The organism is Falsiroseomonas sp. (assembly GCF_051859025.1).
In the GTDB taxonomy this organism is placed as follows: Bacteria; Pseudomonadota; Alphaproteobacteria; order Acetobacterales; family Acetobacteraceae; genus Falsiroseomonas.
On sequence record NZ_JBHYGL010000037.1, the window covers coordinates 248,130 to 273,829 of the forward strand.

A 25,700-nucleotide genomic window follows, 5' to 3' on the forward strand; every position below is an offset into this window, starting at 1 on the left:
GGAACGCCATGATCCAGCTGCATCGGCACGACCTGCCGGAAGGACTGAGCTTCGGCTCCTCCGTCGCCATCGATACCGAGACGATGGGCCTCGACCCCCGCCGCGACCGGCTCTGCCTGGTGCAGCTGTCCGCCGGCGATGGCACCGCGCATTGCGTGCAGATCCTGCCCACCAGCCTCGGCGGGCGGGGGGGCGACTGCCCGAACCTGAAGAAGCTGCTGACCGACCCGTCGGTGCTGAAGATCTTCCACTTCGCCCGCTTCGACGTCGCCGCGCTCTACAACGCGCTGGGGGTGGAGGTCGCGCCGGTGGTCTGCACCAAGATCGCCTCCAAGCTGGTGCGGACCTACACGGACCGGCACGGGCTGAAGGACCTCTGCAAGGAATTGCTGGGGGTGGAACTCTCCAAGCAGCAGCAATCCAGCGACTGGGGCCAGCCGGAGCTGACACCGGAACAGCTGACCTATGCGGCGTCCGATGTGCTGCATCTGCATGCGCTCTGGGCCCGGCTGAAGGCGTTGCTGGAACGCGAAGGGCGGCTCGACGTCGCGGAGGCCTGCTATCGCTTCCTGCCCATGCGCGGCAGGCTGGACCTGCTGGGCTATGAGGAACCGGACATCTTCAGTCACTGAATCGGCTGCCCTGCCTTGAAATCGCGCGATCGTTGCCAAGTCGCGCCAAGGTTGACGAAAGGTTGGCACGTTTCTTGTCCGGACATCGCCGGAAGGGCCATCCGCTCGTTGACCCTATGGCCCGGCAGGCCCATACAAGCTTGGTGCGATTGCCCCCGCCCATCTCCTCCCGCCCTGCCGGCTCCGCGCCCGGTGGCTTCCGCGCGCCCGCGCGCCGCATGCTGGCCCCGTCCCGGGAACGGCGCGCGCCACGGCCGGCGGAACTCGCGCGGCGGCGCATCTTCGTCAGCATCGCCAAGCGCGTGCTGCCGCTGGCGGCGGTGGGGCTGCTGGCGGCCATCGCGCTGTGGCCGGAATTCGACAGCGCGGCGGACCGGGGCCGCATCTCCTTCCAGCGGGTGATCTCCGCGCGGCCGGACGCGCTGCGCATCGTCGATCCCCGCTACCAGGGCGTGGACGAGCAGAACCGCCCCTACAACGTGACTGCCACCCTCGCCACCCAGGCGGGGAACGAGGATCTGGTCAACCTCCAGGCCCCCCGCGCCGACCTGCTGATGAGCGATGGCGCCTGGATCTATATCGAGGCGCGCGATGGCCGCTACGACCGCCCCCGCAACCACCTGGATCTGGCGGGACGCGTGACCGTGCATCATGACGACGGCACCCAGTTCGTGACGGACAAGGCCGCGGTGGACCTCGCCGCCGGCGCCGCAGCGGGCGACGACCCCGTGGCCGCGCAGGGCCCCTTCGGGACCCTCACCGCCCAGGGCTTCCGGCTGATCGACCGCGGCCAGGTCGTGATCTTCACCGGCCAGGCCCGCGCGGTGCTGGAGGGCGGCAAGTGATCCGCCGCGCCCTCCTCGCCGTCGCGATCGCCTTGCTGGCCGCCCCCGCGATCGCCCAGAACCTGGACCTCACCCAGGGCGGCCCGGTCGAGATCACGGCGACCGACGGGATCGAGTGGCGCCAGCAGGAACAGGTCATCGTCGCCCGCGGCAATGCGCGCGCGGTGCGCGATGGCGTGACGGTGGACGCCGACCGGCTGATCGCACGCTACCGCCCCCGCGCCGGCACCACCGTCCAGCCCGGGGAAAGCCCGATGTCAGGGGGCGAGATCTTCCGCTTCGAGGCCGAGGGCAATGTCCGCGTCACCTCCGCCACCGAAAGGGCGGAAGGGGACCGCGCGGTCTATGACATCGACCAGGCGGTGATGGTGATGTCCGGCCGCAACCTGTCCCTGACCACGCCGGAACAGCGCATCACGGCGCGGGACAGCCTGGAATATTGGCCGCAGCGTCGGATGGCGGTGGGCCGCGGCGGCGCGGTGGTGACCACCAGCGACAACCGGCGCATCGCCGCCGATACGCTGGTCGCCTATTTTCTTGAGTCCCCGGCCCCGGGCGCGCCCGCGGCAACTCCCGCGCCCGCGCCCGCGCCCGCGCCGGCGCCCACCACAGCCGCCAGCCGCCCCGCCGCCATCCCCGGCCTGCCGGGCAATACGGAGAATAGTCGCATCGATCGCGTGGAAGCCTATGGCAGCGTCGAGATCCGGTCGCCGGAGGAAGTCGTCCGCGGCGACCGCGGCGTCTACAGCCCGCCCACCGGGCTGGCGCGGCTGATGGGCGGCGTGCGCATCACGCGCGGCGACAACCAGTTGAACGGGACGGAGGCGATCGTGAACCTCCGCACCGGGGTCTCCCGCCTCGTCTCCGCGCCCGGCGACCGGGTCCAGGGCCTGGTCGTGCCCCAGCAGCAGCCAGCACCCGGCAGCGTGACACCCGCGCCAGCCGGTGCGGCGCCCGCGCCCCGGCCGGCGCCACGGCCCGCCCCCACCACCGGCCCGGTCCCCACGCCCCCGCCCCCGGCGCCGCGCCAGCCGCAGGGAGCGACGCGATGACGCCCCCCGATGGCCCCCCGCAGGATGGCCCCCCGCAGGCTGGAGCACGCGACCCCCGCACGGGCGCACCGCCCGTGCGCCTGGCCGCCGATAATTCCGGCCTGGTCGCGAAGGGCCTTGGCAAGCGCTACAAGAAGCGCCCCGTCGTGCGGAACGTCTCCATCAGCCTGAAGCGGGGCGAGGCCGTCGGCCTGCTCGGGCCCAACGGCGCCGGCAAGACCACGACCTTCTACATGATCACCGGCCTGGTGCAGCCCGATGAGGGCATGGTCACCATGGATGGCCATGACGTGACCTTCCTGCCGATGTACCGCCGCGCGCGCCTCGGCCTCGGCTACCTGCCGCAGGAAGCATCGATCTTCCGCGGCCTGTCGGTGGAGGACAACATCCGCGCCGCGCTGGAAGTCGTCGAACCCGTCCGCGACCGGCGGGAGCAGATGCTGGACGCGCTGCTGGCGGAATTCGGCATCGGCCACCTCCGCCGCGCCCCCGCGCTCGCGCTGTCCGGCGGCGAACGCCGGCGCTGCGAGATCGCGCGCGCGCTCGCCACCCAGCCCAGCTACATCCTGCTGGACGAACCACTCGCCGGCATCGACCCCATCGCGGTGGGGGAGATCCGCGACCTGGTGAAGCACCTGAAGGATCGCGGCATCGGCGTGCTCATCACCGACCACAATGTGCGGGAGACGCTGGAAATCATCGACCGCGCCTACATCCTGCATGACGGCCAGGTGCTGATGGAGGGCAGCCCCCGCGACATCGTCGCGCATGAAGGGGTGCGCCGCGTCTACCTCGGCGAACGCTTCTCGCTGTAGGCCTGGGACCATGACAGGCGCCGCGCATCACCAGGCGGGGGGCTGAGCGCGATGGCGATCGGCCCGCGGCTCGACATGCGGCACACGCAGTCGCTGGTGATGACGCCGCAGCTGCGCCAGGCGATCAAGCTGCTGCAATCCTCCAACATGGAAGTCACCGCCTTCGTGGAGGAGGAGCTGGAGCGCAACCCGCTGCTGGAGCGGGATGAGCGGCCTGAACCCCGCACCACCGCGGATGAACGGGCGCCCGAGGCACTGGCCCCGGAGCCCCGCGATTCGCTGGAAGCCGCGACGGCGACCTCCATGGCGGAAAGCCCGCTCGATGCCGATTACGGCAATGTCTATGACGGCGATGGCAGCGGCGGCGGCGCCGGGCTCGGCGCGGGGGATGGCGCGGGCCGCGGCGGCCGGGCCGATTTCGACGACGACCTCTCCGGCATCGAGGATCTGGCCGATGCGCGGAAGTCGCTGCGCGAGCACCTCGGCGAACAGGTCCGGCTGAGCTTCCATGACCACCGGGACCGCATGATCGCCGCGCAGATGCTGGCGATGGTCGATCCCGCCGGGCGGCTGCCCGTGACGGATGCCGCGATCGCCGCCGCCATGGGGTGCGAGGAGGCGAAGGTCGCCGCCGTGCGCGCGCGGATGCAGCGCCTCGACCCCGTCGGCATGTTCTGCCGCGACCTGCGGGAATGCCTGGCGGTGCAGCTGGCGGATCGCAACCGGCTCGACCCCTGCATGGAAGCGCTGCTCGACAACCTCGATATGCTGGCGCGGCGCGACCTGCGCGGCCTGATGCGCGTCTGCGAGGTGGATTCCGAGGATCTCGCGGAGATGGTCGCGGAGCTCAAGCGCCTCGACCCCAAGCCCGGTGCCAGCTTCGACGCGGCGCCCGCCATGGCCGTGGTGCCGGATGTGCTGATGCGGCGCACCAATGATGGCGGCTGGGCGGTGGAGCTGAACCCGGAGACGCTGCCCCGCATCCTGGTCAACCGCGGTTTCCACGCCCGCGCCGTGGTCGGCGCCCGCAGCCGGGACGACAAGGCCTTCATCGCCGACAAGCTGCAGAGCGCGACCTGGCTGGTGAAGTCCCTGGAACAGCGGGCCAATACCATCCTGAAGGTGGCAGCCGAGATCGTGCGCCGGCAGGACGCCTTCTTCCGCCTCGGAGTCGGACATTTACGGCCGTTGATTTTGCGGGACGTGGCCGAACATGTCTCCATGCATGAGAGCACGGTCAGCCGCGTGACGGCGAACAAGTATATCGCGACGCCGCGCGGGACCTTCGAGCTTAAGTATTTCTTCACCACTGCCATAGCAGGCACCAGTGGTGGTGAAAGTCATAGCGCGGAGGCCGTTCGCTTTCGCATCCGCGAGATGATCATGGCGGAAGGTATTGACGACGTCTTGTCTGATGACGCGATTGTCGAGCGTCTGCGCAAGGAGGGTGTGGACATCGCCCGCCGAACGGTGGCCAAATACCGGGAGGCGTTGCGCATACCATCGTCTGTGCAGCGCAAGCGGGAGAAGGCCGTCCCGGCCTGACCTTGGCGCTTTTCCGCCGGTTCCACCGGGCGGCCTTTTCCGAACCGGAGAAGGAGCAAATCCCTCATGCATATTACAGTCGCGGGCAAGCAGGTCGAAACCGGTGATGCGCTGAAGACGCATGTGCGGGATGGCCTCGGCACCATCGCGCGGAAGTATTTCGACCACGCGCTCGAAGCGAATGTCACCTTCCGCCGCGACGCGAAGGGCCACGCCTTCGTCTGCGACATCAACCTCAAGGCCGGGCGCAACCTGTTCATGCGGGGGGAGGGCGAGGGCGCCGACGCCCACCGGGCCTTCGAGGAAGCGGCGGAGCACGTCGCCAAGCGGATGCGACGATACAGGCGCCGCATGAACGACCACGCCCGGCATTTGGCCGGGGAGCGGCAGCCCGAGATGGGCGAACCCGCCCGCCAGATGGTCCTGGCGCGGGAGACGGAGGAGGAGGTCGAGGCAGATGCCGAGCCCGCCATGGCCCATGGCGCGGACCATCCGGCCGTGGTCGCCGAGACCCCCGCGACGATCGACCGCCTGACGGTGGGGGAGGCGGTGATGCGCATGGATTTGGCGCATGTGCCGGTGCTGATGTTCCGCAACCGCGCGACCAACGCGCTGAACGTCGTCTATCGCCGCGGCGACGGCCATATCGGCTGGATCGACCCCCGCACCAACTGAGGGACTCGGCTGCTCCCTCCCCCGGGCTTGCGGGGGCCGCGGCACTGCCGCGACGCCGCAGGCTGAGGGTGGGGGTCCGCGCCGCCTCCCCGAAACCGTCCGGAACCCGGGCGTTCACCCCGATTTATGGCCAGAACCTGTCTTCCCCCCCGCCCCGCCCGCCCTGCGCGGTTGACGGAAGGGCGCCCCCTTCCCTATACGTCCGGGCCTTCGTCGGGGCGCGCCCTGGTCCTTCGCGGCCGCCATGACGATCCCTTAGAGATACCTGCCGGATCGTCGGCGCCATCGGGACTTCCCGCGGCGGTGAACAGGTCCGGTCACCGCGGGAGTGTGTCGTGAAGCGTACCTATCAGCCCTCGAAGCTCGTCCGGAAGCGCCGTCACGGTTTCCGCGCCCGCACGGCGACTGTCGGCGGCCGCAATGTGCTGGCGAATCGCCGCGCCAAGGGCCGCAAGAAGCTCTCGGCCTGATCGCGGGGCGGGCGAGTCCAGTGTCATGCCGGCACGCCCGCCGCGACTGAAGCAGCGCCGCGAATTCCAGCGCGTCTCCTCCCGCGGCACGCGCGTCGCGCGGCCGGGGCTCGTGCTGCAGGTATTGGCTGGGACCGAGGCGCCCTTGCGCGTCGGCTTCACCACAACCAAGAAGATCGGCAACGCCGTCACCCGAAACCGCGCCCGGCGCCGGTTGCGGGAGGCGGCGCGCATCTTGTTGGGAGAGGCCGCACCGGCCGGCTACGATCTGGTGCTGATCGGCCGGGATGCCACGGCGACGCGGGATTTCCGCACCCTGGTCGGCGACCTCCGCGGCGCCTTGAAGCAGGCCGGGCTCCTCAAGCCCACCCCCGTGCCGGAATCCGTGCCGTGACACCCCAGCAGCACCTGCTGCGCGGCGCCATCCGCACCTACCAGTACACGCTGCGCCCGATCATCGGCTGCAACTGCCGCTTCCTGCCGCATTGCAGCGACTACGGGCTTGAAGCCGTCTCGGCGCACGGGGCGTTGAAGGGGTCCTGGTTGACCGCCCGCCGCATCCTGCGCTGCAACCCCTGGCATCCGGGTGGCTATGACCCGGTGCCGCCATCCTCCTCCCCGAACGCCCGCGGCGCGGACCCCGCCGCCGCCGGCGTGACGAAAGGCTGAACCAGGCCGTCATGGACCAGAAGCGCCTCCTCGCCGCCATCGCCCTGTCGGTCGGCATCCTGCTGCTCTTCGACCTCTGGAACCGCCCGGCCCGCGAAGCCGAGCGTGTTCGCCAGGCGGAGATCGCGGCCCAGCAGTCGGCCGCCACACCCGCCGCCGGCACGACGGGCGCCGCCGTGCCCGTCCCCATCCCGCCCACGGCCGTCTCCAACCAGGCGCCCGGCAGCGCCACTGCGGCGACCGCGGCCAGCCGCGGCCCGGAACAGCGCGTGGCGCTGGAGAATGCGTCCCTGCAGGGCAGCATCGGCCTGCGCGGCGCGCGGCTGGATGATCTGGTGCTGCGCCGCTACCGCGAAACGGTGCGGCCCGACAGCGCGCTGGTCCGCCTGTTCGCGCCACGCACGGAAGCCAACCCCTATTTCGCGCAATGGGGCTGGACCGCGGCCGATGGCCGCACCGTGGTGCCCGGCCCGGATACGGACTGGGCGGTGGAAGGCGGCCCCCTCGGCCCCAACGCGCCCGTCACGCTGCGCTGGGACAACGGCCAGGGCCAGGAATTCCGCATCCGGCTCGAACTCGACGACGAATTCATGGTCACGGCGCGGCAATCCGTGCGGAACAGCGCGGCCGAGCCCATCCAGGTCCTGCCCTGGGCCCGCGTGCGGCGCGAGACGACGCCCCAGGTCGCCGGCTTCTTCATCCTGCATGAGGGCTTCGTCGGCGTGCTGAACGGCCGCCTGGTGGAGTGGACCTACAAGGATGCGCGCGCCGAGGCCGAGAAGCGCCGCGGCCCGGCGGTGGAACAGGAAAGCCCCGGCGGCTGGGCCGGCTTCACCGACAAGTACTGGCTCGCCGCGCTGACGCCGGTGGACCAGGCCACGCAGGTCCGCACCGCCTACCGCCATTCCGGCGAGGGTGGGCAGGATCGCTGGCAGGTGGACATGGCCACCCCTGCGCCGCAGACCGTCGCCGCCGGCGCCGAAGGCACGCTCGCCACCCGCCTCTTCGCCGGCGCCAAGGAAGTGCGGACGCTCGACCGGTATGAGGCGCAACTCGGCATCGTCGATTTCGACAAGGCGATCGATTTCGGCTGGTTCTACTGGCTGACCAAGCCGTTCTTCTACGCGATCGACTGGCTGTTCCAGGTCTTCGGGAACTTCGGCATCGCGATCCTGGTCTTCACCTTCGGCCTGAAGCTCGCCTTCTTCCCGCTGGCGAACAAGGCCTACATCTCCATGGCGCGGATGAAGACGCTCGCGCCGAAGATGACGGAGGTGCGGGAGCGCTACAAGGACGACCCCGCCAAGGCGCAGGCCGAGATGATGGCGCTGTACCGGTCGGAAAAGGTGAACCCTGCCTCCGGCTGCCTGCCCATCCTGCTGCAGATCCCGGTCTTCTTCGCGCTCTACAAGGTGCTGTTCGTCACCATCGAGATGCGGCACGCGCCCTTCTTCGGCTGGATCCACGACCTGTCGGCGCCCGATCCCACCAACCTGTTCAACCTGTTCGGCCTGCTGCCCTTCGACCCCATGCAGTGGTCCAGCCTGTTCCACATGCCGGCCTGGGCCATCGCGATGGGCATCACGATGTTCCTGCAGTTCAAGCTGAACCCGACGCCGCCGGACCCCATCCAGGCCAAGATCTTCGCCTGGATGCCGCTGATCTTCACCTTCATGCTGGCCTCCTTCCCGGCCGGCCTGGTGATCTACTGGACGTGGAACAACCTGCTTTCCATCGCCCAGCAGTACTGGATCCAGCAGATGGACAAGAAGCGGCAGCTTCGCCCGGCCGCGGCCCCCGCGCCGGCCAAGCCCGCCATCGCCGCGAAGGACAAGAAGGGATGAGCCTTCTCCCGGCCGCCCCGCTTCCCGCGGGCGGCCTTGCCGAGGCGAAGCTGGAGGAGGACCGCGCGGCGCTGATCGAGGCCGGGCGCCTCCTCTTCGCCCGCCCCTGCACCTTCTTCTACGCGTCGCAGAGCATCGACCAGCTGCCGCCGGTCCGCGGGCCGGAAATCGCCTTCTGCGGCCGGTCCAACGTCGGCAAGTCTTCCCTGCTGAATGCGCTGACGGGGCAGAAGGCGCTGGCGCGCGTCTCCGTCACGCCGGGGCGCACGCGGCAGCTGAACTTCTTCGACCTGGATGAGGGCCGTCTCACGCTCGTGGACATGCCGGGCTATGGCTATGCCAAGGCCTCCAAGACGCTGAAGGAGGATTGGCAGGGCCTGATGTTCGACTTCCTGCGCGGCCGGCCCACGCTGCGGCGCGTGCTGCTGCTGATGGATGCGCGCGTCGAGACCAAGCCCGCCGACCGCGCCGCGATGGAATTGCTGGCGGATGCCGCCGTCGCCTACCAGATCGTCGTCACCAAGGTGGATGACGTGAAGCCGCCGCAGCTGAAGAAGCGCCTGGCGGAGATCGACGCGCTGGTGAAGAAGCGCACCGCTGCGCACCCGCTGGTGATGGTGACGTCGAGCGAGAAGGGCACCGGCATCCCCGAACTGCGGGCGGAGCTGGCCGGCCTCGCGGCCTGAGCGCAAAGCCGGCCTCGCGGCCTGAGCGCCAAGCCTACCTCGCGCCCTGAACGGTCCATCCGGGCCGGGGCAGGCTGGCGGAACGGTCGGAAATCTGGGCTTCATCCTTCGGGCGTAACATAAGCCCCGGCGATCCGCCTTCCGCGGGCGCCATCCCTCGCAAGGATGCCCCCCATGTTCCGACGCTTCATCCTCGGCGCCACGCTGCTGGCCGCCACCGCCGTCGCCGCCCCTGCCTTCGCGCAGTGCGACACGCGCTTCACGCTGCGCAACAACTCCGGCTCCCAGGTGAACGAGTTCTATTTCGGCCCCTCCTCCCAATCCAGCTGGGGCCGTGACCGCCTGGGCGAGAACGTCCTGCCCAATGGCCGCTCCGTCTCCTACAACCCCGGCGGCCGTGGCGGCGCCTATGACTTCAAGCTTGTCTGGGCCAGCGGCGAGACGGCGGAACTGATGCGCGTGAACATCTGCGAGACGTCGGAGATCATCGCGACCCGCCGCGGCATCGAGGCGCGCTGACCACCCGCGCGCGGCGGGCAGCGCCGCCCGCGCCCGCCGCCCCACCCTTGACCCTTGCGCGGTTCGGCTTCAAACCGCGCCGCCCGCGGCGACAAACCGCGCCGCCCACGGCGAAGGGTCCGGGGCGAACGGGGACGCCTAGACCATGACCGATGACCCGCTCGACCAGATGGCGATCCTCGCCGGCGCGCTGCCCTTCCTGAAGCGCTACGACGACCAGATCGTGGTGGTGAAGTATGGCGGCCACGCGATGGGGGAGGAGGAGACGGCGCTCCGCTTCGGCCGCGACATCGCCCTTCTCGAACAGGTCGGCGTCAATCCGGTGGTCGTCCATGGCGGCGGCCCGCAGATCAACGCCATGCTCAAGCGCCTCAACGTGCAGTCCACCTTCGTGCAGGGCCTGCGCGTGACGGATGAGGCGATGCTCGACGTGGTCGAGATGGTCCTGGCCGGCCCGGTCAACAAGCAGGTTGCCTCCGCCATCACCCGCGCAGGCGCGCTCGCCGTCGGCATCTCCGGCAAGGATGGCGGGCTGGTCCGCGCGCGGAAGCTCAGCCGCACCTACCGTGACCCGGGTTCGAACATCGAGAAGGTGCTGGACCTCGGCTTCGTCGGCGAACCCGAAAGCGTGGATGCCCGCGTGCTGCGCCTGCTGATCGGCGCGGATATCGTGCCCGTCGTCGCCCCCGTCGGCGTCGATGCCCATGGCCAGACCTACAACATCAACGCCGATACCGTGGCGGGCGCCATCGCGGGCGCGCTGGATGCCGAAAGGCTGCTGATGCTGACCGATGTGCGCGGCGTGCTCGGCCCCGATGGCAACCTGATCCCGGAGATGACGGTGGCGGAGGTCAAGGCCGGCATCGAGGCCGGCTGGATCTCCGGCGGCATGATCCCGAAGGTCGAGACCTGCATCTATGCCGTGGAGCAGGGCGTGAAGGGGGCCGTCATCCTCGATGGCCGCGTGCCCCATGCCGTCCTGCTGGAGCTTTTCACCAACAAGGGCGCGGGCACGCTGATCCGCGCCTGACGGGCCCCGGCGGGTCGCTGGCGTGCGGGGGCGTCAGCCCTCCCCCGTCATCCCTCCCATGTCAGCGCGCGTTCCAGGTAGCGCGCGGCGTCCTTCGGGTGTTCGTGCCGCGTGGCCAGCTGCCAGGCCCACAGCGCCGCCGCCAGCATCATCTGCGAGGTGCCCACGCCCGCTGGCAGCGGCCGCGCCCAGGTGATGCGGTCCAGCGACATCGCCTCCCCGTCCTCTGGCGTGAACGGCACCGGCCAGCCCGCGCCGATCGGCGCCAGCCACCAGCGATCCCAGTCGATCACGCTGAGCGAACCCTGCTCATCCACCAGGATGTTGCCGGCATGCAAATCGTCATGCAGGACGAAGAGCGGTAGCGGCGCCACCGCGGCCTCGATCGCCGCCATGCGCGCCGCCGCCGCGGACGCCGCGCCATCGCCCCTCAGCCTGTCGCTGAGATGCGCGCGCATGGCAGGCCGAAGCCCGCCCGCAGCCACGTGCCGCAGGTCGCTCATGACCTGCCGCATCAGTTTCTTTCCAGCCGCCAGCCTGGGGTGCGGGGCCTCGGACCAGTAGTAGTACATCAATTCGCGCCAGGTCCGTTCCCAGCGGGAAGGCGGCAGGGACTCCCCCGGCACCATGGCGTGGAAGCTCGACCCGAAGGACCCGCCCCGCAGCATCCCGTAATAGGCCGGGGCGAACAGCCGCTGCGGCGGCACGGTGGTGAACAGCAGGTCCTGGAGCGTCAGCTTCTCGATGTCCGCCTTGCGGTCGCGGAAGGTCTTTTCCACCACCACCATGGGGCCCGACCGGCCTTCCAGCGTCACCTCATGCCGGTACAACGCCATGGCGACCATGCCTGGCCGCATGCGGGTCGTCTTGATCCCGCGCACCTGCCCGCCAAGCCTCGGGCCCAGCACCTGGCCAAGGCGTGCCAGGCTCGTCTCGCCCTCGAAATGGGCGAGGAACTGCTCCTGCACGGCAACGCGCTTGGCCAGCCAGTCCCGCCTGTCGACAAAGCCGGCATGCCCCGCCGCCACCAGCACCTGGTAGACGAGATGGCCCCCGGCCCAGTCCAGCGACGCGTTGTATCCCTCCGCGAGGGTGACCAGCGGCTGGTGATCCGCCAGTTCGTAGGCGCGGCCTGATTCCATCAGGGGGGCGACCAGCGGGGCCAGCATTGCCCGCGCCTCCTCCTGCCGCCCGGCCTCCAGCGCCTCCAGCGCCGCGTGGAGCGCGCGGTGGGACGCCGCGGGCGGGCCACCCGATGCGGCGACCGACTTCGCCGCACTATCGCCTGTCATCGCATCCACCCGCCACCGCCCGTGCACCCCCGCCGTTTCGCGGAGTCGCCGCGCCGCTTTCGCCGCCCCAGGGGGCTTTCACCATGCGGACGATATTTGCGGGTCCGGAAAAGTCCAGCGTGACCCGCGCGGCGCGGCGCGCCAGGGGTCGGGCGCCGGGTGTCAGGCGCCGGGTGTCAGGCGCCGGGCGTCAGGCCGGCAGGCTCTCCAGCAGTTCCGCCTGCCATTCCAGCTCCGCGTCGCCCATCGCCCATCCGCCGGTCGCGGTGGGGCGGACGATCTCATGCGGCGGCAGGCCGCCCAGCACCAGTTGCACAGCCTCCGCCAACGCTGGCGACCAGCCGGCGCGGTGGCACAGCCCGGCCAAGGCACGGCCGCTGCGCAGCGACAGCGCGGCGTCGATCTGCCCCTCCGTCATCGCGGCATCGCGGGCCAGCGCCTCCATCAGCGCATCGCGGTCGCCGACCCGGGCGGCGGTGAACAGTGCCGCCTCATGCGGCGCCACCTCGCCCTCGGTTTCGGCCATCCGGGCGATGACGCGCGTGCGGAGTGATTCCGCCAGCCCGGCCGGCAGGTCCGGCCGCGCCGCCAGGCGGCCGATCAGGTGGTCCGCCACGATCTCCCCCAGCGCCTTCGCGGCACGGGGCGGCAGGCGCGACCGGCGGATCAGGGCCGCCTGCCAGCTCGGCCGGCTGCCCGCCCCGGCCACCAGCGCATCCAGCGTCGACTCCCGGATGGCGGCGGAGGGATTGGCCAGCAATACGGCGACGGCCGCGGTATCGGCGGTGGCGGCGATCGCGTCGGTGACGGGCTCCGTCAGCGCCGGGCGACGGGCGACGGCGCGCCGCGTGCCGGAAGCGGGCGGATCCGCCACCAGGGCCATCAGATCGTCATCGGTCAGCAGCGGCGACAGGCGGATGACGGGCTCCGCCACCGGCATCGCCGTATCGCGCGCCAGCCGCAGGATCAGGTCGCGCGGCGCGTCGGGCATGTCGCGCAGCACCGCGGCCAGCGCGGCCCGCACCTCGACCGCGGTATCCTCCACCAGCAGCGCCAGCGTGCCCCCGGTAAGCCGCGTCATGCGGTCCTGCGCGCCGGCATTGAGCCGGGGTGCCAGGCGGGCGACGCGCCGTGCCAGTTCGGTGCGCACGGCTGCGTCCCGGTCATCGGCCAGCAGCCGGTCAGCCGCGGGCGGCGTGGCCGTATTGGCCGCCACGGCCCGCCGGACTTCCGCCGCCGGGTCCGCGGCCAGGTAGGTCAGCAATTCCGGGGGCGTGCCGGCCTGCCGCGCCACGGCGGTGCGCGCGGCCGTATCGCCATGCCGGGCGGCATGGACCGCCTCCGGGCTCGCCCCATGGGATGTTCCATGGGCCGCCCCTGGGGGAGAGGGCGCGAGCGCCGCCATCAGCGCCGCCCCCCGCCCTTGGCGCGTTTCACGGCATACATCGCGGCATCCGCCCGCATCATCAGCCCCCCCAGATCCTCGCCCGGCGCCGGCAGCGCAATGCCGAGGCTCGCGCGCAGCGCACCCTCCCCGGCCTGCGGCCAGCCTGGCAGGGGGCCGGGCTGGCCGATCGACCAGGCGCGATCCAGCGCCGCGGCCTCACTCCCCACCCCCTCCAGCCAGACGCAGAATTCATCGCCGCCGAGCCGGGCCGCCACGTCGCCCGGCCAGGCCGCGGCGCGTATCCGGTCCGCCATGCCGCGCAGCGCGGCGTCCCCGGCCTCATGCCCCAGCACGTCGTTCAGCGGCTTCAGGCCATCGAGGTCGATGAACACCAGCGCCCCCGCCCCGGGGCGCACCCGGCCGGCCAGGGCCAGCGTGAAGCCGCGGCGGTTCAGCAGGCCGGTCAGCGCATCGCCATGCGCGGCCTGCGCCAGTTCCTGCTGACGCAGCGCCTCCGCATGCAGCCCGGCCACGGGCATGGCCAGCGCCTCCAGCAGGTCCCGGTCCTCGGTATCGAAATCCGGCTGCGCCTCGTCCCGCCAGGCCGCCAGGCAGGCGCCGGTATCGGCGCCGGCCAGCAGCAGCCGGGCGCCCGGCGCCGGGGTGCCCCCCGGCGGGGGCAGGCGGCCGATCGGCACGGGGGCGGTGCCTTCCATCGCCAGGCGCCAGCCCGGCCCTTCCGGCACCAGCAGCGCCGCGCCCATGGCGGGCAGCGCCGCGGGCAGCGCGCGCAGGATCGCGCCCAGCGCCGCCAAGGGGTCGCCCTGCCGCTGCCCCAGCCGCAGCAACCGGCCGAGCGTCGTCGCCCGGCGCAGCGCCCGGGCGGAGACCTCCGCCATCCGCTCCTCCGCCGTCACGTCCCGCGCGGTGCCGCGCAGCCCTTCCTCATGCGGCACCACGGTGAAGTCGAAGCAGCCGGGCGTGCCATCGGCGCGGTTCAGCCAGACGCGGGCGCCCCGCATCGCCTGGCGCGTGCGGAACAGCCCGCAGCCGCCGCTGGCCAGCAACTGCGCCGCCGGCCGGCCCAGCAGCGCCTCCGCCCGCCAGCCCAGCACCTCATCCGGGCCGATGAAGGTGAAGCAGCCCCCGCCATCCGTCTCGAACACCAGGTCAGCCGCCAGCAGCGCGAAGTCGCGCCAGCGGGCGCGGCTGTCGATCAGGGCGGATGCCAGTGATTGTTCGCGATCATCGGGTAGGACATCCATGGGCGGCAGGATGCGGGAGGCGGGTGAATTGCCGGTTAGCGTGGCGCGCGCCCCCCCCTTCCGTTGACATCGCGCCAGCGCGCTATGCATGGTCCCGCCGCACCGATACCCCCCGCCAGGACACCCGAATCACCATGGACAAGACTGCCCTCCAGGCCCGCATCGAAGCGCTCTGGGCGCGCCGGGACACGCTGAATGCGCAGACCCATGGCGCCGACCGCACGGCGGTGGAGGAAGCGCTCGCGCTGCTCGATTCCGGCGGCGCCCGCGTGGCGGAACCCGATGGAAACGGCGGCTGGAAGGTCAACCAGTGGCTGAAGCAGGCCGTGCTGATGTCCTTCCGCCTGTCCGACAGCCAGCCGATGGACACCGCCGCGGGGGCCTATGACAAGGTGCCGCTGAAGTTCGAGGGCTGGGGCGAGAACCGCTTCAAGGCCGCCGGCTTCCGCGCCGTGCCGGGCGCCGTGGTCCGCCGCAGCGCCTATATCGCGCCGGGCGTCATCCTGATGCCGTCCTTCGTGAACCTCGGCGCCTATGTCGACAGCGGCACCATGATCGACACCTGGGCCACCGTCGGGTCCTGCGCGCAGATCGGCAAGAACTGCCACATCTCCGGCGGCGCCGGCATCGGCGGCGTGCTGGAACCCCTGCAGGCGAACCCCGTGGTCATCGAGGATGACTGTTTCATCGGCGCACGGTCCGAGGTGGCGGAAGGCGTGATCGTGGAACGCGGCAGCGTGCTGTCCATGGGCGTCTATCTCGGCATGTCCACCAAGATCATCGACCGCGCGACGGGCGAGATCTTCTACGGCCGCGTCCCCGCCTATTCGGTCGTCGTCTCCGGCACCCTGCCCGGCAAGCCGCTGCCGGACGGCACGCCGGGGCCGAGCCTCTACTGCGCCGTCATCGTGAAGCGCGTGGATGAGAAGACCCGCTCCAAGACCAGCATCAACGACCTGCTGCGGGATTGAAGGACACGCGCCAGCAATCGCGACTGCGCTGCCCTGCTCCCTCCCCCGCGCTTGCGGGGGAGGGTCGGGGTGGGGGTCGCACGAGGCATCCCTGCATCCGATGACCGACCCCCTTCCCCTCGCCCAGGCGCTGATCCGCTGCCGCTCCGTCACCCCCGCGGATGATGGCGCGCTGGCGGTGCTGGAAGCGGCGCTCACGCCGCTCGGCTTCGCGTGCCAGCGCGTGGATTTCGGCACCACGCCGAACCTATACGCGCGGCGCGGCACCGCCGGCCCGCATCTGATGTTCGCCGGGCACACGGATGTGGTGCCGCCGGGCCAGGCGCCCTGGACCACCGATCCCTTCGGGGCGGAGGTGCGCGGCGGCGTGCTGTATGGCCGGGGCGCGACCGACATGAAGGGGGGCGTCGCCGCCTTCGTGGCCGCCATCGCCGCCGTCCTGGGACGGCGTGCTGACCTGCCCGGCAGCCTCTCCCTGCTCATCACCGGCGATGAGGAAGGCCCGGCGCTGGACGGCACGGTGAAGGTGCTGGGCTGGCTGAAGGGCCGCGGCGAGATTCCGGATTGCTGCCTGGTGGGGGAGCCCACCAGCAAGGTCGAACTCGGCGACACCATCAAGGTCGGCCGCCGCGGCAGCCTCAACGCCGCCATCACCGTCCATGGCACCCAGGGCCACGCCGCCTATCCCCAGCGCGCCGACAACCCCATCCATCGCCTGGTCCGCGTCCTGCACGCGCTGACGGCGGAGCCGCTGGACCAGGGCACGAGGTTCTTCGAGCCCACCAGCCTCCAGGTCACCAGCGTCGATGTCGGCAACCCCGCCACCAATGTCATTCCCGGCAAGGTGACCGCGCGGCTCAACATCCGCTTCAACGAACTCCACACCGAGGCCAGCCTCACCGCGCGCATCCGCGCGGTGCTGGAAGCCGAGGCCCCGCGCCACGACCTGGCCATCGAATGCTCGGGCGAGAGCTTCCTCACCCAGCCCGGCCCCTTCGTCGATGCGCTGGTGCGCGCGGTGCGGGCGGAATGCGGGCGCGATCCGGCGCTCGATACCGGCGGCGGCACCTCCGATGCCCGCTTCGTCGCGCGGCACTGCCCCGTCGCGGAACTCGGCGCGGTCGGCGCCACCATGCACCAGGCGGATGAACGCACGCCGGTCGAGGAACTGCGCGCCCTCTCCCGCCTCTATGCCCGGGTGATCGAGGAGGTGCTCGGCTGAGCGGTTCCCCCCCACCGGGCCCGCCGCCACCGCCGCCTGGCGCCCCGCCGGGGCCGCCCCTGCGCCTCGCGATCGCCGCCGGCATGGCGGGCGCCACCCTGCTCGCGCGCGGGCGGCCGGAGGGGATGGTGCTGATGGAAAGCACGCCTGCCGGCGCCTGGCGGTCCTTCATCGCCGCCGCCATCTGCCTGCCCGCCTTCCTGGCGCTGCGCTTCTTCGGCTGGGCGCAGGCCGGCGTGGGGGCGGAGGTGCTGGGCCGCCCGCTGCTGGCCGAGATCATCACCTACTCGCTGGGCTGGCTCGTCTTCCCGCTGGTGTCGTTCTGGATCGCGGAGACCTGGGGCCGCGGCGCCGCCTGGCCGCGCTTCATCGCGGCCTGGAACTGGATCACCATCGTGCAGTACCTGCTGTGGCTGGCGCTCTCGGTGCCGGTCGCGGTCGGCGCCTCCGGCCTGCTGCTGCAGGGGCTGACGCTGGCCTGTTTCGGCTACCTCGTCTGGCTGGAATGGTTCACCGTGCGCGTGGGCCTCGGCGTGACCAGCGGCAGGGCGACGGCGGTGGTCTTCCTCGACCTCCTCATCGGCCTGTTCCTGGCAGGGCTGGCGCAGCGACTTTCGCTGGGCTGAACGACACGAATCGAACGACAAGAACCACGGGAGATACGTCGCATGACGGTTCGGCATGAGGTCGCGGGCCTGCGGCAATTCGCCATCAGCGCCTGCACCGCCGCGGGGCTCGATCCCGAAAAGGCGCGCGCGGTGGCGGAGGTGCTGCTGGAAGGCGACCTCATGGGCCATGACACCCATGGCCTGGCGCTGCTGACCCCCTACCTCGATGCCCTCGCCAGCGGCGACATGCGCGGGGCCGGGGAGCCCGAGCTGGTGGCCGCGACCCCGGTCGCGGAGACCTGGGATGGCCGCAAGCTGCCCGGCCCCTGGCTGGTGCGCCGCGCCGTGGACAAGGCGCAGGAGCTGGCCGCGGAATTCGGCATGGGCGCCATCAGCATCCGCCGCTGCCACCATATCGGGGCGCTCGCCGCCTATGGCCCGCCGGTCGCGGCCGCGGGCCGGATGCTGATCCTGACATGCTCGGACCCCGCCACCGGCAGCGTGGCGCCGTGGGGCGGCACCAAGCGCGTCTATACCCCGAACCCGCTGGCCGCCGCCTGGCCGACCCCCGCGGGGCCGGTGCTGATCGACGTCTCCATGTCCAACACCACCAATGGCATGACGGCCCGCAAGCGGGCGGAGGGCAAGAATTTCGACCACCCCTGGCTGCTGGACGGCCATGGCAACCCGACGACCGACCCCAACGCCTTCTGGGCGGAACCCGCCGGCACGCTGCTGCCGCTGGGCGGCATCGAGGCCGGGCACAAGGGCTTCGCCCTCGGATTGCTGGTGGAGGCCCTGACCAGCGCGCTCGCCGGCCATGGCCGCGCGGACAACCCGACGGGCTGGGGCGCCTCCGTCCTGGTGATGGTGCTGGACCCCGCCCGCTTCGGCGGCACGGACGCCTTCATGCGGGAGACTGGCTGGATGGCCGATGCCGTCCACAGCAACCCGCCCCGCCCCGGCCATGCCGCGCCGCGCCTGCCCGGCGAACATGCGATGCGGCGGCGGGCGGAGGCGATGGAGAAGGGCGTGGTCCTGCACCCCGGCATCCCGCCCGCCCTGGCGAAGCTGGCGCAGCGGTTCGAGCTGGAAGCGCCGGAACCCCTGTAGCGCAGCGCGGCACCCGCCGCGTTCGACGGCAATCCCTAACATTTTTTTCACAAACGCGCCGTAGATCGGAGACGACTGACGACAACTGGATACCACGCATGGTTTCGAGCATCCGCGCCCGCGTCCTGCTGATGATCGGCCTGCTGGCCATCGCGGCCTCCGCTTTGGCCGTCACTGACTTCGTCCTCGCCTGGCGGGATTATCGGACGTCACAGGTGCTGCAGGTCGCCAACCAGACCCGCAACGCGATCGCCCTCGGCACCGTCGAGTTGTCGCTGGAACGCAGCGTCAGCCAGGTTGCGCTGGGCCTGCCCGATGCCATCCCGGCCAATTTCCGGGATCTTCTGCACACGCAGCGCCGCACCGCCGACCAGTCGCTCGACCTCGCCCGGCGGCTCGGCGCCAGCCTGCCGCGGACCGAGGCTGTGGAACGCTACCTCCGCGAAGCCGATGCGACGCGCGCGAGCCTGTCGGAACTCCGCCAGGCCGTTGACCGCCTGACGGCCCAGCGCCTGCCGGAACGCGACGCGGCGCTGGCCCGGGCGTTGCCGGAGCGCATCAAGGCCACCGTCGCCGACCTGCAGCGCCAGCGCCTGTGGCTGCGCCCGGAGGATGCCGAGACCACCAGCCTGATCGGCCTGCTGGAGACGGTGCAGGACCGGGCCTGGGAATGGCGCGAATTCTCGGGACGGGAACGCACGTTGTTCGCGCTGTCGCTGGCCGCCGGCACACCGCTGTCCGATGCGGCGAGGGCCGAGATGGCGCAGTACCACAGCCGGGCCGAGAATGCCCGGCAGGTGGTGCTGATGACCCTGGCGGCGAAGGCATCCCCCGGACCGCTGGCGCGCGCCGGCGGCGACATCGATGCCCGCTTCGGCGGAGACTACCGCGCGCTGCGCGAAGCGCTGCTGACCGCCGCACCCGGGGCCGCACCCGTGGATTTCGACACCTTCTTCGGCCGGTCCGCCGCGGTGCTGGACAGCATCGTCGGCCTGGTGCGTGAAGCCGGGTCGCAGCTGGATGCGGCCTGGGATGCGCGGGTGGACCGCGCCGGCGGCCGCATGCTGCGCGATACGCTGCTGCTGCTCGGCCTGGCGGCGCTGTGCGTCGGGCTTGTGCTGGTGGTCACGCGGGGCACGCTGAACCGCTTCGACAGCCTGCGCGCCGCGATGCGGCGCCTGGCGGATGGCGACCTCTCGACCACCGTGCCCTATCTCGGCGCCCGCAACGAGGTGGGGGAAATGGCGGCAACCGTCGCGGTCTTTCGCGCCGCGATGCAGGAACGCGCCAGGCTGGAAGCCGAGGCCGCGGCCAGTGCCGGGCAGGCGGAGGAATCGCGCCGCGCCGCGCAGCGCGGGCTTGCCGACACCTTCGAAAGCAGCGTCGGCGGCGTGGCGCGCCGCGTGATCGAGGCCGGCACCGCGCTCCGCGATGCCGCCACCAGGCTGGACCAGTCCGCCAGCCGGATGCGCGATTCCGCCCATGCCGCGGCGGTCGCGGCCAGCGATGCCGATCGCGGGATGCAGGAGATCGCCAGCCCCGCCGAACAGCTCGCCGCCTCCATCGGCGACATCACCGGCCGCGTCGCCGAGGCCAGCGAAGTCGCCGGCCGCGCGGTGGCGGAAGCCGCGGCCACGGACGCCACGGTGCGCGGCCTGGCCGAGGGCGCCCGGCGCATCGAGGAAGTGGCCCGGCTGATCGGCAGCATCGCCGGCCAGACCAACCTCCTCGCCCTCAACGCCACGATCGAGGCCGCGCGCGCCGGGGAGGCCGGCAAGGGCTTCGCCGTGGTGGCCGGGGAGGTGAAGGCACTGGCTTCCCAGACCGCCAAGGCGACCGAGGAGATTTCCGCCCAGATCCTCGCCATCCAGGGGGAGACCGGCCGCGCGGTCGATGCGATCCGCGGCATCGGCCGGACCATCCAGGATGTGGCCAGCATCGCCGGCGCCATCGCCTCCGCCGTCCAGCAGCAGGATGCCGCCACGCGCGCCATCGCCGGCGCGGTGCAGGCCACCGCCCGCGCCACCGCGTCGGTCAGCGCGAGTGTCGAGAAGGCCGGCGCCGACGTCGCCGAGACGACTGGCGGGGTCGAAAGCGTCAGCAGCGCGGCCGCGGCGGTGCTGCAACAGGGCGGGACGCTGAGCGAGACGCTGGACGAATTGACCGCCCGGCTGCGCGCCGCCTGACATCCCCGCGCGGCGGACTACACCCAGCCCGGCTCGGGCTCGTATTTCGCGTAGCGGAACACCAGCCCGTCCGGCGGCGCCGTCATCCCCGCCTTGGTGCGGTCCCGCCCTTCCAGCAGGGTGCGGGGCCAGCTGACGGGCCGCCGCCCATCCCCCACCTCCACCAGCGTGCCGACGAGGTTGCGGACCTGGTGGTGCAGGAAGGACCGGGCCTCCGCCACGATCACCACCTCCTCCCCCACCCGCGACACGTCCAGCCGGTCCAGCGTCCGCAGCGGTGACTTCGCCTGGCAGGAGGAGGCGCGGAAGGCGGAGAAATCATGCTTGCCGAGCAGCCCCTGCGCGGCCGCATGCATCGCGCCCGCATCCAGCCGCCGCTTCACGTGCCAGACCTTGCCCGGCTCCATCCCGGGCCGCGATGGCCGGTTGAGGATGCGGTAGCGGTAGCCCCGCCCGATGCAGGCGAAGCGCGCGGACCAGTCATCCGCCACGCGGGCCGCGGCGGTGACGACAACGGGGTGCGGCAGGGTGCGGAAATTGATGGCGTCCCGGATGCGATGCGCCGGCAGGTCTTGCGCCAGTTCAACATCGGCCACCGCCGCTTCGGCATGCACGCCCGCATCGGTGCGCCCCGCCGCCGTCGCGGTCGGCACCACGCCATGGTTCAGGAAGGCGCAGGCTTCCTCCAGCACCTTCTGCACGCTTGGCAGGTCCCCCTGCCGCTGCCAGCCGCAGAATTCCGTGCCGTCATATTCCAGGCGCAGCGCGTAGCGGGGCATGTCAGCCGCTGGTGGGGGCGAGGACGGTGCCGGGCGCCATCGGGAAGCCGCGCAGGAAATCCGCCGCCGGCATCGCGGCCCGCCCCGCGCGTTGCAGCCGCAGCAGCCGGATGGCGCCATTGCCGCAGGCGATGGTGGGGGCGCCGTCCAGCACCGTGCCGGGCAGGCCCTCCCCGGCGGCGGGTTCGGCGGCCAGTACGCGGATCACCTCCTCCCCCGCCTGGAAGAAGCAGCCGGGCCAGGGGTTCATGGCGCGGATGCGCCGGTCCAGCGCCGCGGCGTCCTGCCACCAGTCGATGCGGCCATCGGGCTTGGAGAGCTTGGGCGCATAGGTCACGCCCTCCTCCGGCTGCGGCACCGGTTCCGGGCTTTCGTCCAATGCCCGCAGCACAAGCGGCCCGCCGATGGCGGCCAGGGCGTCGTGCAACTCGGACGTCGTCATGCGCGGGCCGATCGGGACGCTTTCCCGCAGCAGCATGGGGCCGGTATCCAGCCCCTCCTCCATCCGCATGATGGTGATGCCGGTCTCCTGGTCCCCGGCCAGGATCGCGGCCTGGATCGGCCCCGCCCCGCGCCAGCGCGGCAGCAGGGAGGCATGGATGTTGAGGCAGCCGCGCCGCGGCGCATCCAGCATCGCCTTGGGCAGGATCAGCCCATAGGCCGCGACCACCGCGACATCCAGGTCGAGCGCCCGGAACGCCGCGTGCTCCGCCTCATCCTTCCTGACGCGCGCCGGCGTGCGCACCGGCAGCCCCAGTTCCAGGGCGGCGCGATGCACCGGGCAGGGCGTCTCCTTCTGCCCGCGCCCCGCCGGCTTCGGCGGCTGCGTGTAGACCGCGATGATGTGATGCCCCGCCCCATGCAGCGCCCGCAGCGCCGGGACCGAGAAGTCCGGGCTGCCCATGAAAGCGATGCGCATTTTCATGCCCTCAGGCGCCGGGCGCGCGCTTGGCTCGCCGCACTTGCGGCGGGCCGCGTTCGCGGCCTCGTCCGCCTCCGGCGGCCGCAAGGGCCGGCTCATTCGCTCGCCTTGGCCTTCAGTTCCTTGGCCAGCTTGCGCAGCATCATGTTGCGCTTGAGCGCGGACAGGTGATCCACGAACAGCACGCCGTCGAGGTGATCGATCTCATGCTGCAGGCAGGCGGCCAGCAGCCCCTCGCCCTCGACCTCCCGCTTCGCGCCCGTCAGATCCTGGTAGCCCACCTTCACCCGGGCGGGGCGCGTCACTTCCGCGAACTGGTTCGGCAGGGACAGGCACCCTTCCTCCCGCGTCGCCAGTTCCTTGCTGTCCGCGATGATGGTCGGGTTCACCATGACCAGCGGCGCGCGGATGTCGTTCTCATGCAGGTCGATGACGACCAGGCGCAGCATCTCCCCCACCTGCGGCGCGGCGAGCCCGATGCCGGGCGCCTTGTACATCGTGGCCAGCATCCGTTCCGACAGCGCCGCGATCTCCGGCCCCGCCGCCACCACGGGCTTCGCCTTGGCGCGCAGCCGGGGGTCAGGCACGAACAGGATGGGCATCAAGGCGGAATCAGGGGGCGTGGACATGGCAGGCCTTGGTGGCGGGAGGGGCCGGCACAGGTAGCCCCGCCCCGCCCCCCTTGCAACGGCGTGCCCAACCGCCAAAATCTCCCCCCACGGGGTGCCTTGGGGCCCCGCGGACCAACGCTTCGCTCCTGAGCGAGGAGGCACACAATACCGATGTCACGCCCTTCCCTGTTCGGCTCACCCCTGTTCCTCGGCTTCGATCATCTCGAACAGATGCTCGACCGGGTGCAGAAATCCGCCGACGGCTACCCCCCCTACAACATCGAGCAGACCGGCGAGACGCGGCTTCGCATCACGCTCGCCGTCGCTGGCTTCTCGATGGACGACCTGCAGATCACGCAGGAGGACAACCAGCTTGTCATCCGCGGCCGGCAGCGCGACGATTCGGAAGGGCGCATCTTCCTCCACCGCGGCATCGCCGCCCGGCAGTTCCAGCGCGCCTTCGTGCTGGCCGAGGGGATCGAGGTGGAGGGCGCCTGGCTCGACAACGGCCTGCTGCATGTGGATCTGCGCCGGCCGGTGCCGGAAGTGCGCGTGAAGACCATCCAGATCGCGGCGCGCGGCAATGGCGCGCCGCAACGCCCGGTTGTCAGCCAGCACGGCGTCAGCCAGGTGGGCGACCTGCCGCCCGCCCCCATCAACGGCATCCGCAACAGGGAGGGGTGATCTTCGGATACCCCTGCCGCGTTCAATCCACACGGGCCTGCGGGACGTGCGGGAAGGAGAAGACCATGAACGACCATGACAGCTACGCCGACGAGGCCCCCAGCTTCCTCAGCAGCCAGACCCTTCGCAGCCTGTCCAACCGCGATTTCGCGCGCCTCGGCGCCGACCATGTCGCCTATCTCCGCCCCGTCGTGATGAACGGCGCGGTGGCCTTCAGCATCCATGCCGCGGATGGCACGCCGATCGGCGCCGCGCCCAGCGCCAGCCTGGCCGCCGCCGCCATCCGCCAGCACGACATGGAACCGGCTTCCGTCCACTGACGCCCCAAACCCGCCCGGGGCTTGCCCCGGGCGGCCCATCCCGGCATTGCCGGTGCCGCACGGCAGAGGACGCGGCCCATGGCCTTCGGCAGCACGCCTGACTTCGACGTGGTGGTGATCGGCGCCGGCGCCGCCGGGCTGTCCACCGCCGCCTTCTCCGCCGGCCTCGGCCTGAAGGTCGCCCTCATCGAGCGTGCGGCGATGGGTGGCGATTGCCTGAATTTCGGCTGCGTGCCCTCCAAGGCCATGCTCGCCGCCGCCCATGCCGCCGCCAGCGCCCGCCAGGCGCACCGCTTCGGCATCCGCCTGCCCCCGCCCGAGATCGATTGGGCGGCGCTCCGCGCCCATATCCGCGGCACGATCGACCACATCGCGCCGACCGATTCCGAGGCCCGGTTCCGCGGCATGGGGGTGGAGGTGATCCGCGCCTCCGCCCATTTCGTGGCGCCTGACGTGATCGAGGCCGCGGGCCGCCGCATCACCTTTCGCCGTTGCGTGATCGCCGCCGGCAGCCAGGCCATCGTGCCGGACATCCCCGGCCTCGGCCCCGTCCCCTGGCTGACCAACGAGACGATCTTCGACCTGGAGGAACCGCCGGGCCACCTCATCATCCTCGGCGGCGGCCCGATCGGGCTGGAGATGGCACAGGCCCATGCGCGCCTCGGCTGCCTGGTGACGGTGATCGAGGCCGGGCGCATCGCCGGCCGCGACGACCCCGAACTGGCCGATGGCCTCCGCCGCGCGCTGACCGCCGATGGCGTGGCGCTGCTGGAAGGCACCAAGCTGGCGCGCGTGGAGCCCGACCCGGCGGAGGACGGCACGCAGGGCCTGGTGGCGGTGCTGGAGGATGGCCGTCGCATCGGCGGCACGCATCTGCTGCTGGCGGTGGGTCGCGCGCCGCGCCTGGCGGGGCTTGATCTCACCGCCGGCCAGGTCGCGCACGGCAAGGCCGGCATCACCACCGATGAGGGCCTGCGTTCCACCACCAACCGCCGCGTCTTCGCGGTGGGGGACATCGCGGACCCCATCGGCATCGGCCCCCGCGCCTTCACCCATGTGGCCTCACAGCATGCCGGCATCCTGGCCCGCGCCATGCTGTTCCGCCTGCCCGCCAAGGTCGATTACGCCGCCCTGCCCCGCGTGACCTATACCGACCCCGAACTCGCCCAGATCGGCATGACGGAGGATGAGGCCCGCGCCGCCGGCCACGACATCCGCATCCTCCGCTTCCCCGTCCCGGAGACCGACCGCGCGGTGACGGAGGGTGTGCGCCACGGCCTGGTCAAGCTGGTGGCCACGAAGTCCGGGCGGTTGCTCGGCGCCGGCATCCTCGCCCCCCATGCGGGTGAGATGGCAGGGACCTTCGCGCTGATGATCGGCCGGAAGATGAAGCTTTCCGCCCTGGCGGGCCTGGTGCTGCCCTACCCGACCCTGGCGGAGGCCGCGAAGCGCGCCGCCGGCGACTTCTACGCGCCCAAATTGATGTCGCCGCTGGTCAAGCGCGTGGTCGGCTTGCTCAAGCGGCTGCCCTGAGCAACCCTCCGCCGCGTGCCGCGCT

Annotated in this window: 27 protein-coding genes; 21 read left to right on the forward strand and 6 right to left on the reverse strand. The window is 71.6% G+C overall.

Annotation, left to right across the window (positions count from 1 at the left end; genetic code table 11):
* Window positions 1-8: 8 nt before the first annotated feature.
* From ACTIE5_RS24195 to argB, 13 genes are all read left to right on the forward strand, one after another.
* Window positions 9-632, forward strand: a complete 624-nt coding sequence (locus ACTIE5_RS24195) for a ribonuclease D (protein WP_439552377.1) — start codon at window positions 9-11, stop codon at window positions 630-632.
* 149 nt (window positions 633-781) lie between these two features.
* On the forward strand, window positions 782-1,477 hold the full coding sequence (gene lptC / locus ACTIE5_RS24200; RefSeq protein WP_439552292.1) for an LPS export ABC transporter periplasmic protein LptC: 696 nt from the start codon (window positions 782-784) through the stop codon (window positions 1,475-1,477).
* Window positions 1,474-2,529 carry an LptA/OstA family protein gene (locus ACTIE5_RS24205; RefSeq protein ID WP_439552293.1) on the forward strand — a complete coding sequence of 352 codons (1,056 nt, stop codon included), beginning with the start codon at window positions 1,474-1,476 and terminating at the stop codon, window positions 2,527-2,529. The genes lptC and ACTIE5_RS24205 overlap by 4 nt, the downstream gene beginning before the upstream one ends.
* Window positions 2,526-3,344, forward strand: coding sequence for an LPS export ABC transporter ATP-binding protein (gene lptB / locus ACTIE5_RS24210; RefSeq protein ID WP_439552294.1), 819 nt, complete (start codon window positions 2,526-2,528; stop codon window positions 3,342-3,344). The genes ACTIE5_RS24205 and lptB overlap by 4 nt, the downstream gene beginning before the upstream one ends.
* Before the next feature lie 51 nt (window positions 3,345-3,395).
* Complete coding sequence (gene rpoN / locus ACTIE5_RS24215; protein WP_439552295.1) at window positions 3,396-4,889, forward strand: RNA polymerase factor sigma-54; 1,494 nt, start codon at window positions 3,396-3,398, stop codon at window positions 4,887-4,889.
* 66 nt (window positions 4,890-4,955) lie between these two features.
* The gene (gene hpf, locus ACTIE5_RS24220; protein WP_439552296.1) at window positions 4,956-5,564 is read left to right on the forward strand and encodes a ribosome hibernation-promoting factor, HPF/YfiA family; all 609 of its coding nucleotides are present in this window, start codon (window positions 4,956-4,958) and stop codon (window positions 5,562-5,564) included.
* 335 nt (window positions 5,565-5,899) lie between these two features.
* Window positions 5,900-6,034 (forward strand): 50S ribosomal protein L34, encoded by a 135-nt coding sequence (gene rpmH / locus ACTIE5_RS24225; RefSeq protein ID WP_092962847.1) that lies wholly within the window; start codon window positions 5,900-5,902, stop codon window positions 6,032-6,034.
* Between the two features lie 25 nt (window positions 6,035-6,059).
* Window positions 6,060-6,428: a ribonuclease P protein component gene (rnpA, locus tag ACTIE5_RS24230; RefSeq protein ID WP_439552297.1), complete on the forward strand. Its 369-nt coding sequence runs from the start codon at window positions 6,060-6,062 to the stop codon at window positions 6,426-6,428.
* Window positions 6,425-6,703 carry a membrane protein insertion efficiency factor YidD gene (gene yidD, locus ACTIE5_RS24235; RefSeq protein ID WP_092962849.1) on the forward strand — a complete coding sequence of 93 codons (279 nt, stop codon included), beginning with the start codon at window positions 6,425-6,427 and terminating at the stop codon, window positions 6,701-6,703. The genes rnpA and yidD overlap by 4 nt, the downstream gene beginning before the upstream one ends.
* A gap of 11 nt (window positions 6,704-6,714) precedes the next feature.
* A complete protein-coding gene (gene yidC / locus ACTIE5_RS24240) occupies window positions 6,715-8,547 on the forward strand; it encodes a membrane protein insertase YidC (protein ID WP_439552298.1) in 1,833 nt (610 codons plus the stop codon).
* Window positions 8,544-9,233, forward strand: a complete 690-nt coding sequence (yihA, locus tag ACTIE5_RS24245) for a ribosome biogenesis GTP-binding protein YihA/YsxC (protein ID WP_439552299.1) — start codon at window positions 8,544-8,546, stop codon at window positions 9,231-9,233. Before yidC ends, yihA begins: the two co-directional genes overlap by 4 nt.
* Window positions 9,234-9,407: 174 nt before the next feature.
* Window positions 9,408-9,752 (forward strand): hypothetical protein, encoded by a 345-nt coding sequence (locus ACTIE5_RS24250; protein ID WP_439552300.1) that lies wholly within the window; start codon window positions 9,408-9,410, stop codon window positions 9,750-9,752.
* A 145-nt stretch (window positions 9,753-9,897) separates the two neighbouring features.
* Window positions 9,898-10,782: an acetylglutamate kinase gene (argB, locus tag ACTIE5_RS24255; RefSeq protein WP_439552301.1), complete on the forward strand. Its 885-nt coding sequence runs from the start codon at window positions 9,898-9,900 to the stop codon at window positions 10,780-10,782.
* A 47-nt stretch (window positions 10,783-10,829) separates the two neighbouring features.
* Here argB and ACTIE5_RS24260 read toward each other — a convergent pair whose 3' ends face one another.
* The 3 genes from ACTIE5_RS24260 to ACTIE5_RS24270 form a co-directional block, all read right to left on the reverse strand.
* On the reverse strand, window positions 10,830-12,074 hold the full coding sequence (locus ACTIE5_RS24260) for a phosphotransferase (protein WP_439552302.1): 1,245 nt from the start codon (window positions 12,072-12,074) through the stop codon (window positions 10,830-10,832).
* A gap of 190 nt (window positions 12,075-12,264) precedes the next feature.
* Window positions 12,265-13,479, reverse strand: coding sequence for a DUF2336 domain-containing protein (locus ACTIE5_RS24265; protein WP_439552303.1), 1,215 nt, complete (start codon window positions 13,477-13,479; stop codon window positions 12,265-12,267).
* On the reverse strand, window positions 13,479-14,726 hold the full coding sequence (locus ACTIE5_RS24270; protein WP_439552304.1) for a diguanylate cyclase domain-containing protein: 1,248 nt from the start codon (window positions 14,724-14,726) through the stop codon (window positions 13,479-13,481). Before ACTIE5_RS24270 ends, ACTIE5_RS24265 begins: the two co-directional genes overlap by 1 nt.
* A gap of 134 nt (window positions 14,727-14,860) precedes the next feature.
* Here ACTIE5_RS24270 and dapD point away from each other — a divergent pair, with 134 nt between their 5' ends.
* The 5 genes from dapD (at window position 14,861) to ACTIE5_RS24295 (ending at window position 20,826) form a co-directional block, all read left to right on the forward strand.
* On the forward strand, window positions 14,861-15,697 hold the full coding sequence (dapD, locus tag ACTIE5_RS24275) for a 2,3,4,5-tetrahydropyridine-2,6-dicarboxylate N-succinyltransferase (RefSeq protein WP_439552305.1): 837 nt from the start codon (window positions 14,861-14,863) through the stop codon (window positions 15,695-15,697).
* A gap of 100 nt (window positions 15,698-15,797) precedes the next feature.
* The gene (gene dapE, locus ACTIE5_RS24280; protein ID WP_439552306.1) at window positions 15,798-16,919 is read left to right on the forward strand and encodes a succinyl-diaminopimelate desuccinylase; all 1,122 of its coding nucleotides are present in this window, start codon (window positions 15,798-15,800) and stop codon (window positions 16,917-16,919) included.
* 83 nt (window positions 16,920-17,002) lie between these two features.
* A complete protein-coding gene (locus ACTIE5_RS24285; RefSeq protein WP_439552307.1) occupies window positions 17,003-17,545 on the forward strand; it encodes a hypothetical protein in 543 nt (180 codons plus the stop codon).
* Between the two features lie 42 nt (window positions 17,546-17,587).
* Entirely contained in the window at window positions 17,588-18,640 is a 1,053-nt protein-coding gene (locus ACTIE5_RS24290) for an Ldh family oxidoreductase (RefSeq protein WP_439552308.1), read from the forward strand.
* A 98-nt stretch (window positions 18,641-18,738) separates the two neighbouring features.
* A complete protein-coding gene (locus tag ACTIE5_RS24295; RefSeq protein ID WP_439552309.1) occupies window positions 18,739-20,826 on the forward strand; it encodes a methyl-accepting chemotaxis protein in 2,088 nt (695 codons plus the stop codon).
* A gap of 17 nt (window positions 20,827-20,843) precedes the next feature.
* Here ACTIE5_RS24295 and truA read toward each other — a convergent pair whose 3' ends face one another.
* The 3 genes from truA to def form a co-directional block, all read right to left on the reverse strand.
* On the reverse strand, window positions 20,844-21,605 hold the full coding sequence (gene truA, locus ACTIE5_RS24300; protein WP_439552310.1) for a tRNA pseudouridine(38-40) synthase TruA: 762 nt from the start codon (window positions 21,603-21,605) through the stop codon (window positions 20,844-20,846).
* A 1-nt stretch (window position 21,606) separates the two neighbouring features.
* Complete coding sequence (fmt, locus tag ACTIE5_RS24305; RefSeq protein ID WP_439552311.1) at window positions 21,607-22,524, reverse strand: methionyl-tRNA formyltransferase; 918 nt, start codon at window positions 22,522-22,524, stop codon at window positions 21,607-21,609.
* A 98-nt stretch (window positions 22,525-22,622) separates the two neighbouring features.
* Entirely contained in the window at window positions 22,623-23,129 is a 507-nt protein-coding gene (gene def / locus ACTIE5_RS24310; RefSeq protein WP_439552312.1) for a peptide deformylase, read from the reverse strand.
* A 180-nt stretch (window positions 23,130-23,309) separates the two neighbouring features.
* On the opposite strand from def, the gene ACTIE5_RS24315 reads away from it, so the two are divergent.
* From ACTIE5_RS24315 to ACTIE5_RS24325, 3 genes are all read left to right on the forward strand, one after another.
* The gene (locus tag ACTIE5_RS24315) at window positions 23,310-23,822 is read left to right on the forward strand and encodes an Hsp20 family protein (RefSeq protein ID WP_439552313.1); all 513 of its coding nucleotides are present in this window, start codon (window positions 23,310-23,312) and stop codon (window positions 23,820-23,822) included.
* A gap of 65 nt (window positions 23,823-23,887) precedes the next feature.
* Complete coding sequence (locus tag ACTIE5_RS24320; RefSeq protein ID WP_439552314.1) at window positions 23,888-24,142, forward strand: DUF1150 family protein; 255 nt, start codon at window positions 23,888-23,890, stop codon at window positions 24,140-24,142.
* Between the two features lie 78 nt (window positions 24,143-24,220).
* Window positions 24,221-25,675: a dihydrolipoyl dehydrogenase family protein gene (locus ACTIE5_RS24325; protein WP_439552315.1), complete on the forward strand. Its 1,455-nt coding sequence runs from the start codon at window positions 24,221-24,223 to the stop codon at window positions 25,673-25,675.
* The last annotated feature ends 25 nt before the right edge of the window (window positions 25,676-25,700 follow it).